Source organism: Mycobacterium sp. IS-1496 (genome assembly GCF_001499995.1).
GTDB lineage: Bacteria > Actinomycetota > Actinomycetes > Mycobacteriales > Mycobacteriaceae > Mycobacterium.
Window position 1 is genome coordinate 1 of the sequence record NZ_LQIU01000010.1, and the last position, 13,120, is coordinate 13,120.

13 protein-coding genes are annotated in these 13,120 nt (G+C 70.2%); 3 read left to right on the plus strand and 10 right to left on the minus strand.

The features are described from left to right. Window positions 1-169: 169 nt before the first annotated feature. Both AU195_RS06525 and AU195_RS06530 read right to left on the minus strand, forming a co-directional pair. Entirely contained in the window at window positions 170-670 is a 501-nt protein-coding gene (locus tag AU195_RS06525; RefSeq protein WP_059158259.1) for a nitroreductase/quinone reductase family protein, read from the minus strand. Window positions 671-761: 91 nt separating this feature from the next. Continuing rightward, window positions 762-1,955, minus strand: a complete 1,194-nt coding sequence (locus AU195_RS06530; protein ID WP_059158260.1) for an MFS transporter — start codon at window positions 1,953-1,955, stop codon at window positions 762-764. 24 nt (window positions 1,956-1,979) lie between these two features. Between AU195_RS06530 and AU195_RS06535 the strand changes: the two genes are divergently transcribed. Further along, window positions 1,980-2,555: a TetR/AcrR family transcriptional regulator gene (locus tag AU195_RS06535; RefSeq protein WP_059158343.1), complete on the plus strand. Its 576-nt coding sequence runs from the start codon at window positions 1,980-1,982 to the stop codon at window positions 2,553-2,555. A 100-nt stretch (window positions 2,556-2,655) separates the two neighbouring features. On the opposite strand, the gene whiA is transcribed toward AU195_RS06535, so the two are convergent. Genes whiA through uvrC form a run of 4 tightly spaced genes read right to left on the minus strand, consistent with a single transcriptional unit; the run spans window position 2,656 to window position 7,592 of the window. Then, the gene (whiA, locus tag AU195_RS06540; protein WP_082702985.1) at window positions 2,656-3,633 is read right to left on the minus strand and encodes a DNA-binding protein WhiA; all 978 of its coding nucleotides are present in this window, start codon (window positions 3,631-3,633) and stop codon (window positions 2,656-2,658) included. Further along, complete coding sequence (gene yvcK, locus AU195_RS06545; protein ID WP_059158262.1) at window positions 3,630-4,652, minus strand: uridine diphosphate-N-acetylglucosamine-binding protein YvcK; 1,023 nt, start codon at window positions 4,650-4,652, stop codon at window positions 3,630-3,632. The genes whiA and yvcK overlap by 4 nt, the downstream gene beginning before the upstream one ends. 25 nt (window positions 4,653-4,677) lie before the next feature. After that, window positions 4,678-5,574 (minus strand): RNase adapter RapZ, encoded by an 897-nt coding sequence (gene rapZ / locus AU195_RS06550; RefSeq protein ID WP_172800492.1) that lies wholly within the window; start codon window positions 5,572-5,574, stop codon window positions 4,678-4,680. A gap of 11 nt (window positions 5,575-5,585) precedes the next feature. Further along, window positions 5,586-7,592: an excinuclease ABC subunit UvrC gene (uvrC, locus tag AU195_RS06555; protein WP_059158264.1), complete on the minus strand. Its 2,007-nt coding sequence runs from the start codon at window positions 7,590-7,592 to the stop codon at window positions 5,586-5,588. Between the two features lie 169 nt (window positions 7,593-7,761). On the opposite strand from uvrC, the gene AU195_RS06560 reads away from it, so the two are divergent. Both AU195_RS06560 and AU195_RS06565 read left to right on the plus strand, forming a co-directional pair. Continuing rightward, window positions 7,762-9,687, plus strand: a complete 1,926-nt coding sequence (locus tag AU195_RS06560; RefSeq protein ID WP_059158344.1) for a gamma-glutamyltransferase family protein — start codon at window positions 7,762-7,764, stop codon at window positions 9,685-9,687. Window positions 9,688-9,708: 21 nt separating this feature from the next. After that, window positions 9,709-10,173, plus strand: a complete 465-nt coding sequence (locus tag AU195_RS06565; protein ID WP_059158265.1) for a GNAT family N-acetyltransferase — start codon at window positions 9,709-9,711, stop codon at window positions 10,171-10,173. Here AU195_RS06565 and AU195_RS06570 read toward each other — a convergent pair. The 4 genes from AU195_RS06570 to AU195_RS06585 form a co-directional block, all read right to left on the minus strand. Beyond that, window positions 10,159-10,605 carry a PH domain-containing protein gene (locus AU195_RS06570; RefSeq protein ID WP_059158266.1) on the minus strand — a complete coding sequence of 149 codons (447 nt, stop codon included), beginning with the start codon at window positions 10,603-10,605 and terminating at the stop codon, window positions 10,159-10,161. The genes AU195_RS06565 and AU195_RS06570 overlap by 15 nt on opposite strands. Then, window positions 10,602-11,084, minus strand: a complete 483-nt coding sequence (ribH, locus tag AU195_RS06575; RefSeq protein WP_059158267.1) for a 6,7-dimethyl-8-ribityllumazine synthase — start codon at window positions 11,082-11,084, stop codon at window positions 10,602-10,604. Before ribH ends, AU195_RS06570 begins: the two co-directional genes overlap by 4 nt. After that, window positions 11,081-12,400, minus strand: coding sequence for a bifunctional 3,4-dihydroxy-2-butanone-4-phosphate synthase/GTP cyclohydrolase II (locus tag AU195_RS06580; RefSeq protein ID WP_059158268.1), 1,320 nt, complete (start codon window positions 12,398-12,400; stop codon window positions 11,081-11,083). The genes ribH and AU195_RS06580 overlap by 4 nt, the downstream gene beginning before the upstream one ends. A 99-nt stretch (window positions 12,401-12,499) precedes the next feature. Further along, window positions 12,500-13,111, minus strand: a complete 612-nt coding sequence (locus AU195_RS06585) for a riboflavin synthase (protein WP_059158269.1) — start codon at window positions 13,109-13,111, stop codon at window positions 12,500-12,502. Window positions 13,112-13,120: the final 9 nt, after the last annotated feature.

Consider the following 13,120-nt stretch of genomic DNA (forward strand, 5'->3'; position numbering starts at 1 on the left):
GCCGGCCGGTCCTTCACACCTGATGTCGGCAAAACGCATGCTCGCCAACCCGAAGGCGGCAGCCACCGTACGAGCCAAACACCAGATGCAAAGCATCCAACCACCGCGATAGCGGCTACCTCACCCTGACACTGACGCCCACCGTAGTCGCGCAGGGTCGACGCGACCCCTAGCGCGGCGTGAGCCGGAAGACGGGGATGTGACGGCCGATCGGTTCGGTCTTCGAGCGGTAGTCGCTCCAACCGGCGTAGACCTGCTCGGCGAGCCCGTAGACACGTGCGTAGTCATCGGGGTCGGTGATCTCCGCCGCGACGAACTTCTCGTCGCCCAATTCGCATTCGGGGTGCGCCTTGAGGTTGTGGTACCACTGCGGATGTCGCGGTCCGCCGTAGTTGGAGGCGGTCACGATGGGGTTCGGCCCGTCGTGGAAATACGTGATCTGGTGCAGTCGGGGCTGACCCGACTTCGCGCCCGTGGTCAGCAGCGGTGCGGTGGACGGCCCCCCGAAGATCGACGGATAGCGGCCGCCGGTCGCGCGGTACAGCCACGGGTCGACGCGGGAGAAGAGGTGGTGTGCGAGGAACTGCCCCCGAGGCGACCGACTGAAGCTCTCGATGGCCGTGTACCAGCGGCTGTGTTTCTTGTACGGGTCGACGTAACGCAGCGGCATGGGTCTCAAGCTACCTCCGCCCGAAGCCGGTTTGTGCAGGATCAGCCCAGGTCAGCGCGTTTTCAAACGCTTTGGAAAGAGCTCGTCGGCGTCATCCGATGGCCACCGCGTCCTCGGCGCGCTCGGCGGTGCTGCGGCGCCGCCCGTACGCCGCGACGGCGATCGACACCGCCGACAGTGCCGCCGCCACGGCGAACGCCGGTGCGAACTGCGCGCTGGTGATGACGGCGCCCAGGACGGTGGCGCCGACGGCCTGTCCGAACATGAGCGCGACGAACAACATCGCGGTGCCCGCCGCGGCGTTCGCGGGATCGATCGCGGTGGTCCACAAGATGAGTGACGAGGTGGCGGCGGTGAACCCCCACCCGAAGGCGACGCAACCCAGCAGTGCGGCGGGTGTGACGTCCGGGACCGCCGCGAGGAGCAGGATGGCGCCGGTCATCACCGCGCACGTCGATGTCCACGCGGTCACGGGTGTGAGCTTGGCGAGCGGCTTGGCGGTGACGATCACCGCGGCCGAGCCGACGCCGAGGACGATCCATGCGGTGATCGTGCCGCGCTGTGAGACGGCGCCCGTCTCGACGAGCAGACTCCGGCCGTAGGTCCACACCGCACTGGACGCGGCGCCCATGAGGACCGCCGCGGCGATGGCTGCGACGTGTTGCCTCACCCATGCGGTCGAGGGCCTGCGCGGGTGGTCCTGTGATGAGGTCCGGGCGGCTCGGTCCACCGCGAGCACTGCCGCGGCACACGCGGCGGTCACCGCGCCGATCACGACCCAGGTGAGACGCCACTGCGGCAGGAGCAGCAGCGCCAGCACTCCCGCGACGACCAGACCGGGTCCGGTGCCCCCGTTGACCATCGCCTGTGCGCCGTCGACTCGGCGAGGCTCTATGTTGCGGGCGACGATGCTCACCATGGCCGGCGAGGCGATACCCGCGCCGGCGGAGCTGAGCACCGCGAAGACGCCGAAGGCCAGGATGCCGTGGGCGGCGGACATCCCCCACACGCCCACGCATGCCGTTGCGGCCGCCGACATGATCAGGGGCCGCGGGAGCCGGTGGCCGAGAGCGAAACCGACTGCGGCAGCGACGCAGTAGAACAGCGACGACGCCGACGAGATGTACCCGGCCACGGCCGCATCCAGACCGAGTTCGGCCTGGATGTCGGGCAGGAACAGCCCGTAGGCCAACCGCACCAGTCCGTAGGTCGCGGCGATGAAGCTGGTCCCGAAGGCGATGACGAGGGCCTCGCGGCCGCCGACAAACGAAAACGATCGTTTCACTTCTGCGAGTTTAGGCTGATGACCATGCCGGTGCGCAAGAGCTCCGAGGACAAACTGCTCGACGCAGTCGATGACCTGGTGTTCTCCCGCGGAATCGAATCCACTCCGGTGGACGCGGTCCTCGCCAGGGCGGGCGTGTCGGCGGCGACGCTGTACCGCGGCTTCCGGAGCAAGGAGGCGCTGATCGCGGCCGCCCTGGAACGCCGCCACGAGCGGTGGCGCATGGTGTGGGACCGGGCCGTCGCCGCTGCGGCCGATGACGAGGAGCGGCTACTGGCGGTCTTCGACGCGGTGGACGACTTCGCCCGGCGGCCGGACGGAGCGCGGTGGTGCGCCTTCCTCGGAACCGCCGCGGAATACGCCGACCCGCCGGCAGAGATCGCCGAGGCCGTGCGACGCGACACGGACTACCTCCGAGAAAGGTTGCGCGAGTTGGCTTCCCGACTCCCCTGCGCCGACCCCGACGGACTGGCCGAGTCGGTGCTGGTGGTGCTCACCGGAGAACTGGCCATGAAACTGCGGGACAACCGCCGGCGTCGATCCACGACTGGCCGCCAGATCGCGAAGACGGTGATCGCCGCCGCGACCGACCAGTCGTAGCCGCGAGGGTGCATGTCTGCACGCGACGCGCCGCCGATTGCACAGCAGTTTGCGCACGCTCGCGGTTGATGCGAATCACCCTGGCGGGCAGCGGGTCCGGCTAGGCGTCCTCGAGCAGGTCGGGCGTCACGGCGGATTCGGTGTCCGGGATGCCGTCTTGCTTGGCCTTGCGGTCGGCCATCGACAGCAGCCGCCGAATGCGGCCGGCGACAGCGTCTTTCGTCATCGGCGGGTCGGCCAACCGGCCCAGTTCCTCGAGCGAGGCCTGGCGGTGCTCGACCCGCAGCTTGCCCGCGGACGCCAGATGGTCGGGAACCGTGTCACCGAGGATCTCGAGCGCCCGCTCCACCCGGGCGGCCGCCGCGACCGCGGCGCGCGCCGAGCGGCGCAGGTTGGCATCGTCGAAGTTCGCCAACCGGTTGGCGGTGGCCCGGACTTCCCGCCGCATCCGGCGCTCTTCCCACGTCAGCCGCGTGTCCTGAGCACCCATCCGGGTCAGCAGCGCACCGATCGCCTCGCCGTCGCGCACCACCACCCGGTCGCTGCCGCGCACCTCCCGCGCCTTGGCGCTGACACCGAGCCTGCGGGCGGCGCCGACCAGCGCCAGCGCCGCCTCGGGCCCCGGGCAGCTCACCTCCAGCGCCGAGGACCGTCCCGGTTCGGTGAGCGAACCGTGCGCCAGGAACGCGCCCCGCCAGGCCGCCTCCGCGTCGGCGACACTGCCGCCCACCACCTGGGCGGGTAGCCCACGCACCGGACGGCCCCGCAGATCGAGCAGTCCGGTCTGGCGCGCCAACGCCTCGCCGTCCTTGGCGACCCGCACCACGTATCGCGTGCTCTTGCGAATACCGCTGGCCGACAACATGTGTACGACGGCGTTGTAGCCGTACAGGTCGTAGATGTCCTTGCGCAGCCGGCGCGCGATGATGCCGAGGTCCACCTCGGCCTCGACGACCACCCGGCCGGACACGATGTGCAGCCCCCCGGCGAAGCGCAGCAGCGACGCGACCTCGGCGCGGCGAGCGCTCACCGAATTCACCACGAGTCGGCTCAGCTCGTCTTTGACCTCGGCTGTCATCGCCACGAGTCGTCACCTCTCGGTCGGTTGGAAGTCGGGGTCGCCGCCGTCGGCACCTCGTCGCGGCCCCCCGCCGTCCCGCGAAGCCGGACACCTTCCAGTGCCGCGGCCAGTCGCGCCGGATCATGTAAAGGTGTACCAGGTCGGCAGACGTCGGCGAACTCTACTCGGGCATCGAGGATCTTCGCTGTCCGGCTCAGCTGGTCCCGCTCCCGATCACTGGGCACCCGGCTGGCGTCCACGATGATGTCGTGCACGGTGAAGTTCGGCGCGTGCTGCGACAGCACATGGATGTGCCGCTCGACGGAGAAACCCGCCGTCTCCCCCGGTTCGGCGGCCAGGTTGAGCACCAGTGCCCGGCGCGCCGACGTCGCACGCAACGCGGCGGCGAGTTCCGGTACCAGCACGTGCGGGATGACGCTGGTGAACCACGAGCCCGGCCCCAGCACCACCAGGTCGGCCGACATGATCGCGTCGACGGCCTGGCGGGTGGCCGGCGGATCACCCGGCAGCAACCGCACCCGGCGCACCTTGCCCACGGTCGTCGCGATCGCCACCTGACCGCGGATCACGCGGCTCATCCGCGGATCGGATTCCAGGCCGGCGACGTCGGCCTCGATCTGCAGCGCGATCGGGCACATCGGCAGCACCCGTCCCTTGACGCCGAGGATGCGGCCCAGCTCGTCGAGCGCGGCGACCGGGTCGGCCAGCACCTCGGACAGACCCGCCAACATCAGATTGCCGATCGGATGGCCCGCCAGCGCCCCGCTGCCACCGAACCGGTGCTGGATGATGGTCGCCCACAGCCGGCCGTGCGGACTGTCAGAGGCCAACGCGGCCAGCGCCATTCGCAGATCTCCCGGCGGCACGATGTCCAGTTCGCTGCGCAGCCGGCCCGACGACCCACCGTCGTCGGCGACCGTGACCACAGCGGTGACGTGCGGGCTGAGCCGTCGCGCCGCGGACAGCGTCGCGTACAGCCCGTGTCCGCCGCCGAGTGCGACGATGCGAGGGCTCATCTGCCCTCCTCGCGTGCGGGCAGGCTCATTCGCGCCCCAGATCCCGGTGCAGCACCCGCACCGTGAGCTCGTCACCGCCTTGCAGCCGCCCCGCCAGCGCCTCGGCCATCGCCACGCTGCGGTGTTTGCCGCCCGTGCAGCCGATCGCGACGGTCATGTAACGCTTCCCCTCCCGCCGGTATCCGTCGATGACGACGTTCAGGAGCCGATGGTAGGTGTCGAGGAACTCTTCCGCGCCGGGCTGACCCAACACGTAGTCGCGGACGTCGGGATGCTGCCCGGTGTGCGGGCGCAACGCGTCGACCCAGTGCGGATTGGGCAGGAAGCGCACGTCCATGACGATGTCGGCGTCCATCGGCAGGCCGTATTTGTAGCCGAACGATTCGACCGTCACGTTGGTCTCCGCGGCCACCTCGCCGCCGAACGCCCGCTCGATGCTCTCCCGCAGCGCGTGCACCGACAGCTTCGACGTGTCGATCACCAGATCGGCCGAGGCGCGGACCGGGGCGAGCAGCGCCCGTTCCCGCGCGATGCCCTCGGCCAGCGTCTGCCCGCCCTGAAGCGGGTGGCTGCGCCGGTTCTGCTCGTAGCGGCGCACCAGGATGTCGTCGCTGGCCTCGAGGAACAGTACGCGCGGAGTGATGTCACGGGTCGCCAGATCGCGGCGCACCCAGTCCAGGTCGCCGGTGAACCCTCGTGACCGCACGTCCATGACGACCGCCAACTGGGTGATGCGCGAACCGGCGGCGAGCCCCAGCTCGACCATCCGGGCGATCAGCTCCGTCGGCAGGTTGTCGGCGACGTACCACCCGAGGTCCTCGAGCACTTTCGCCGCGGTTCCCCGGCCGGCGCCGGACAGCCCGGTGACCAGGACGACGTCGATACCCGTGCGATCGACATCCCCCCGCAGCTGTTCGCTCATGTCCGACTCTGTCATCCCGTCACCCTGCGTTGATCATCGTCGATGGCGCCGGTGTCCGCGCCGGAATCGGCCGGTGCGGCCTCCGGCACCCCCAGCGCCTCCAGCACCGCACGGGCGGTCGCGACCCCGATACCCGGCACCGCGGTGATCTCCTCGACCGTCGCCTCCTTCAGCCGCGCCACCGAACCGAAGTGCGTGACCAGCGCTTTGCGCCGGTGTTCGCCGAGCCCGCGCACCGAATCCAGCGCCGAGGCGGTCATCCGCTTGGACCGCTTGCTGCGGTGGTAGGCGACGGCGAAGCGATGCGCCTCGTCACGCACCCGCTGCAGCAGGTAGAGACCCTCGCTGTTGCGCGGCATGATCAGCGGATCCGGCTCCGACGGCACCCACACCTCCTCGAGGCGTTTGGCCAACCCGATCACCGCCACGTCGCTGATCCCCAGGTCGTCGAGCACCGCCTGCGCCGCGTTGACCTGCGGTGCGCCGCCGTCGACGACGAACAGGTTCGGCGGATAGGCGAACTTGCGCGACTTGCCTTCGGCGGACAGTTCGGTCGGATGCTGGGTGTCGTGCAGGTGCCGGTAGAAGCGGCGGCGCGTGACCTCCGCGATCGAGGCGACGTCGTCGCTGCGGCCGTCGCCCGCGGCCTCGCGGATCGCGTAGTGCCGGTAGTCCGATTTGCGGGGCAGCCCGTCCTCGAACACCACCAGCGACGCGACCACGTCGGTGCCCTGGACGTGGCTGATGTCGATGCACTCGATCCGCAGCGGCGCGTCGGCCAATCCGAGCGTGTCCTGAATGCTTTGCAGCGCAGCGGTTCTCGCGGTGAAGTCGCCGGCCCGCTTGAGTTTGTGCTGCGCCAGCGCCTCCTTGGCGTTGCGCTGCACCGTCTCGAAGAGCGCCTTCTTGTCGCCTCGCTGCGGTACCCGCAGTGCCACCCGGGAGCCCCGCAGCTGGGACAGCCACTCGGTCAACTCGTCGGCGTTGTCGGGCAGACACGGGACCAGCACCTGACGCGGCACGGGATTCGTCGCCTCGTCCAGGCCGTTGTCGCTCGCCCCGCCGAGTTCGGCCTGATCACCGTAGAACTGGGTGAGGAACTGTTCGACCAGCTGACCCTCGCCGGATTCGCCGGGCTCCCCGGACTTCTCGACGACCCAGCCGCGCTGACCGCGCACCCGCCCGCCGCGCACGTGGAAGACCTGTACCGCCGCCTCGAGATCGTCGTCGGCGAAGGCCACGACGTCGGCGTCCGTACCGTCGCCCAACACGACCGTCTGCTTCTCCAGCGCCCTGCGCAGCGCGCCGATGTCGTCACGCAGCCGGGCGGCCCGCTCGAAGTCGAGGTCCTCGGCGGCGGCGTTCATCTTCCGTTCCAGGTCGCGGACCAGCCGGTCGGTCTTACCCGACAGGAAGTCGCAGAAGTCGAGCACGATCTGGCGGTGCTCGTCGGCGCTGACCCGCCCGACGCACGGCGCTGAGCACTTGTCGATGTAGCCGAGCAGACACGGACGGTCGATCTGGTTGTGCCGCTTGAACACTCCGGCCGAACAGGTCCGCGCCGGGAAGACCCGGGTGAGCAGATCGACGGTCTCGCGGATCGCCCAGGCATGCGAGTACGGCCCGAAGTAGCGCACACCCTTCTTCCGTGGACCGCGGTACACCTTCAGCCGCGGGAACTCCTCGTTGAGGGTGACGGCCAGCACGGGGTAGGACTTGTCGTCGCGGTAGCGGATGTTGAACCGCGGGTCGAACTCCTTGATCCAGTTGTACTCGAGTTGCAGCGCCTCGACTTCGGTGTTGACGACGGTCCACTCGACCTTGCCCGCCGTCATCACCATCTGCCTGGTCCGCGGCGCCAGACCGGACAGGTCGGCGAAGTAGGAATTCAAGCGGCTGCGCAGGCTCTTGGCCTTACCGACATAGATCACCCGGCCGTGCGGGTCCCGGAACCGGTAGACGCCCGGTTCGACGGGGATCGACCCGGGCGCGGGCCGGTACGTCGATGGATCGGGCACGCTCCCAGGTTACTGCCGCGACCGACGCGGCTCGGAGCCGCGCGACCCGCTGAACAAGCCACGGCGTGACCTACGGACAGGTCGCGAGTGACTCCGCTACCGTCGAAGGGTGCGGATACCGGCGTCGGTGCAGAGGGTGACCGCCCTGCTCGCAGGGGTGGTGTTGCTCATGGCCGGATGCTCCGACGCCGAGCAGGCCCCGCCCACCCCGCCGCCGGTGCCCTGCGAAATGGTGTCGAACGGCACTCCCACCCCCAAGACCCCCGAAGCCGCGCCGCCCGGCCAGGGCGAGGAGGACCTGGCCAACGAGCCGGAGGTGGGCACCGGTTACCGCAAGGACATGACGGCGGTGGTCACCGCCCGCTACTCGGTGTCGACGGCGAACCCGCTGGCCACCCAGGCCGCGTGCCGGGTGCTGCGCAGCGGCGGCACCGCGGCCGACGCCCTGGTGACCGCCCAGGCGATGCTCGGGCTGGTCGAACCGCAGTCCTCCGGCGTCGGGGGCGGTGGCTTCCTGCTGTACTACGACGCGGCCTCCGGAGCGGTGCAGGCCTACGACGGCCGCGAGGTCGCGCCCGCGGCGGCGACCGAGAACTACCTGCGCTGGGTCAGCGACACCGACCGCACGCCACCCAAACCGGATGCGCGCGCGTCCGGCCGATCGATCGGCGTCCCCGGCATCGTGCGGATGCTGCAGACCGCCCACGACGCCCACGGCAAGACCACGTGGCGGGAGCTGTTCGAACCGGCCGTCCGGCTGGCCGACGACGGCTTCGACGTCAGCCCGCGGCTGGCGGCGGCCATCTCCGACAGCCGGGAGGAACTGCGGGTCGACGCCGCGGCGAGCCGATACTTCCTCAACGCCGACGGCAAGCCGAAGCCCGCGGGCAGCCGGCTGACCAACCCCGCCTACGCCAAGACCCTGAGCGCGATCGCCTCCGACGGCGCCGACGCGTTCTACCGCGGCGCGATCGCAGAGGCCGTCGTGGAGGCCGCCGCCGACGCCTCGGGCGGACGCACCCCCGGCGCGCTGACGCTGCAGGATCTGGCCGACTACCGGGTCGAGGTCCGCCGGCCGCTGTGCAGGCCGTACCGCGGTAAGGAGATCTGCGGGATGCCGCCGCCGTCGTCGGGCGGTATCGCGGTGCTCGCCACGCTCGGGATGTTGGAGCGGTTCCCGATGGCCGACCACCGCCCCGACGACATCGACCGCAACGGCGGCAGGCCCGACGCCATGGGGGTGCACCTGATCTCCGAGGCCGAGCGGCTGGCCTACGCCGACCGGGACCGCTACGTCGCCGACACCGCCTTCGTGCCGCTTCCCGGCGGCACGGCGGACACGCTGCTGAACACCGCCTACCTGGCCGGCCGCGCCGCGCTGATCAACGAGAAGCGCAGCATGGGCACCGCCCGACCCGGTGAGTTCGGGCCGCCCGCCCCCCCCACCCCGCAGCCCCCCGAGCACGGCACCAGCCAGGTCAGCATCGTCGACTCCTACGGCAACGCGGCGTCGCTGACCACCACCGTGGAGTCGCAGTTCGGGTCGTTCCACATGGTCGACGGGTTCCTGCTGAACAATCAGCTGACCGACTTCTCGGCCGAACCGGCGGGCCCCGACGGCGTGCCCGTGGCCAACCGGCTGCAACCCGGTAAGCGCCCCCGCAGCACCATGTCCCCGACGCTGGTGTTCGACGCACCGCCCGGCCCTCCCGCCCCACCCGGCACCCGAGGCCCGCTCTATGCGGTGCTCGGCTCCCCCGGCGGCGCGGTCATCATCCAATTCGTGGTGAAGACCCTTGTCGGCCTGCTGGATTGGGGCCTGGACCCACAGCAGGCGGTGGGCATGGTGGATTTCGGGGCCGACAACACCCCGGAGACCAACGTGGGCGGTGAACACCCCAACATCGACATCGCCGACAACGGTGACCACGATCCGCTCGTGACGGGTCTGCGCAGACTCGGTCACCGCGTCGATCTCGCCGACCAGTCCAGTGGGCTGTCGGCGATCGTCCGCGACGACGCCGGCTGGATCGGCGGCGCCGACCCGCGCCGTGAGGGGATGGTCATGGGCGACGGCCGGCGGGCGGGAGCGTAGCGACTTGGGGAATCGGACCGAGTGACCGCACCGCACGTCACCCGGCTGACCGAAGCCGATTGGCGGCAGTTCGCCGTGGTGCGGTTACGGGCGCTCAACGATTCGCTCGGAGTCGACGATCCCCAGTACCGGCACGAATCGTCCTTCACCGCCGCGCAGTGGCGCCGCCGGCTGCGCGAGCACGCGCAGTTCGCGGTCCTCGTCGACGGTCGCCCGGCCGGGCTGATCAGCGCCCAGCGTGAGAATTCGCGGTCGGTGTACCTGTACTCGCTGTGGCTGGACCCGGATGCGCGCGGCAACGGGCTGGCCCGCCCCCTGGTCGAGGCGGCAGTGGACTGGGCGCGCAGCCAACGGGCGCACACCGTGACGCTGCGGGTGGCCGCGGACAACGCGGTGGCGCGTGCGGTGTACGAGAGCGTCGGGTTCCGGATCTCGGCGGCGACCGTGGGGCCGCGCCACGAGCTGGCTATGTCACTGGGTGTGTGAACGGTGGCGCGCCAGCGCCTCCCGCAGCTGCTCCATCGCCTCGACGGCGCGCTCCTTGTCGACGGCCTGGATCGCCATCAGCGGGATGTACTCGTCGTCGGGCAGGTCCACCCGGGCCCACCGGGCGCCGACCGGGAACGACACGCCGACCACGTCGGACCACTCGAGAACGCGGTCCGCCCAGAGGTTGCGCACCGACAGACCGCGCGGGCCGACCCGCACCCGCGGGCGCGCGAACAGCGTCACCACCGCCCCGATGATCACGCCGAGCAGCGCGATCGCCACCTGGTCGGCGGTCTGGAAGATGACACCGCTCGAACCGATCTTGAGCAGGAACCCGACGGTGACGTGCGCGGCCACGATGACCGCCGCCGCGGCGTAGGCGAAATACGGCGTCAGGTGCGGCCGGATCACCACTTCCCAGTCACTCATGAGCGTCCGCGCAGCCCCCGCAACGTGAGCGCGGTCGACAGCGCCGCGGCCGCGGCCTGCGCGCCCTTGTCCTCGGCCGAGCCGGGCAGCCCCGCGCGGTCGAGCGCCTGTTGCTCGGTGTCGGTGGTGAGGACGCCGTTGGCGACCGGTGTCGAGGCGTCGAGCGAGACCCGCGTCAGGCCCTGGGTCACCGCATCACACACGTAGTCGAAATGTGGTGTCTGCCCGCGGATCACGACACCGAGCGCGACCACCGCGTCGTGGTCCGCCGCGAGCGCCTGGGCGACGACGGGGATCTCGATGGCACCGAGCACCCGCACCACGGTCGGGTCGCTCACGTTGGCCGCCTCGGTGACCTTGCGGGCACCGTCGAGCAGGGCGTCACAGATCGTGGAGTGCCACGTGCTCGCGACGATGCCCACCTTCATCCCGGCCGCGTCGAGCTGGGGCAGATCCGGCACACCCGCGCCACCGCTCACCGGGCGCCACCGAGGTCGGTCGGGCGGCGCTCGCCGAGCAGGTACACGCCTTCGTCGTAGTCGTCCATGCTGTTGGCCTCGTCGTACTCGTCGAGTCCGGTGAGGTCGTGACCCATCCGGTCCCGCTTGGTCATCAGATAGCGGATGTTCTCGGCGTTGGCCCGGACCGGCAGCGGAACCCGCTCGATGACGTGCAGCCCGTAGCCGTCCAGTCCGACGCGTTTGGCGGGGTTGTTGGTCAGCAGGCGCATCGACCGCACACCCAGGTCGACGAGGATCTGCGCACCGATGCCGTAGTCGCGGGCGTCGGCGGGCAGCCCCAGCTTGAGGTTCGCGTCGACGGTGTCGTCGCCGGCGTCCTGCAGTTGGTAGGCCTGCAGCTTGTGCATGAGGCCGATGCCGCGGCCCTCGTGACCACGCATGTAGAGCACGATGCCGCGGCCCTCGCGGGCGACCATCGCCATCGCGGCGTCGAGTTGCGGGCCGCAGTCGCAGCGCCGGGATCCGAAGACGTCGCCGGTCAGGCATTCGGAGTGCACCCGCACCAGCACGTCGTGACCGTCCCCGTGGGGGCCGGCGATGTCGCCGCGGACCAGCGCCACGTGTTCGACGTCGTCGTAGATGCTGGTGTAGCCGACCGCGCGGAACTCGCCGTGGCGGGTGGGGATGCGGGCCTCGGCGATCCGCTCGATGTGGCGTTCGTGCTTGCGCCGCCACTCGATGAGGTCAGCGATGGAGATCAGCGCCAGGTCGTGCTCGTCGGCGAAGATCCGCAGCTCGTCGGTCTGCGCCATCGCGCCTTCGTCCTTCTGGCTGACGATCTCGCAGATCGTGCCGGCGGGCTGGAGGCCGGCGAGGCGGGCCAGATCCACCGCGGCCTCGGTGTGGCCCGGACGGCGCAGCACCCCACCGTCTTTCGCGCGCAGCGGCACCACGTGGCCGGGTTTGGTGAACTCGTCGGCGTGGGAGGTCGGATCGGCGAGCAGACGCATCGTGGTGGCCCGGTCGGAAGCCGAGATACCGGTTCCCACACCGTTTTTCGCATCCACGGTGACCGTGTAGGCGGTGCCGTGCTTGTCCTGGTTGACCGCGTACATCGGCAGCAGCCCGAGCCGGTCGCAGATCGCGCCGTCGAGCGGGACGCACAGGTAGCCGGAGGTGTAGCGGACCATGAACGCGACGAGTTCCGGGGTGGCCTTCTCGGCGGCGAAGATGAGGTCGCCCTCGTTCTCGCGGTCCTCGTCGTCGATCACGACGACGGCCTTACCGGCCGCGATGTCCGCGATCGCCCGTTCGACCGAGTCGAGCCTGGTCATTGTCTGCCACCCTTACCGGTTCCCGGACACGCGGAACCAGGAAAAATCATCGTCCTCGCTTCAGTATGAACCACCGGAGCGCGTCGAATATTGCCGGTGTTAGTCAGCGGGACGGCTCATCAGCCTCTCGACGTACTTGGCGATGACGTCGACCTCCAGATTCACCCGGGTGCCGATGGGCGCGGTACCGAGGACGGTCAACTCGCGCGTGGTGGGGATCAACGACACCTCGAACCAGTCGTTTTCCTCGTCGCGGCCCAGCCCGGACACGGTCAGCGACACCCCGTCGACGGTGATCGAACCCTTCTCCACGACGTAGCGCGCCAACGCCGCCGGAAGCGCGATCCGCACCACCTCCCAGTGCTCCGAGGGTGTGCGCGCAATCACATGACCCGTGCCGTCGACGTGGCCCTGCACGATGTGCCCACCCAGGCGGCTGTTGACCGCGGCGGCGCGCTCGAGATTGACCCGGCTGCCGACGCCGACGTCGCCCAGGCTCGAACGGTCGAGCGTCTCGCCCATCACGTCGGCGCTGAACACGCCGCCGGGCTGGATCTCGACCACGGTCAGACACACCCCGTTGACCGCGATCGAGTCACCGTGGCCGGCGTCGGCGGTGACGACCGGCCCGCGGATCACCAACCGCGCCGCGTCGGTGAGGTCTTCTTTGCCGACGACCTCGCCCACTTCTTCGACGATTCCCGTGAACACCCGACCAGG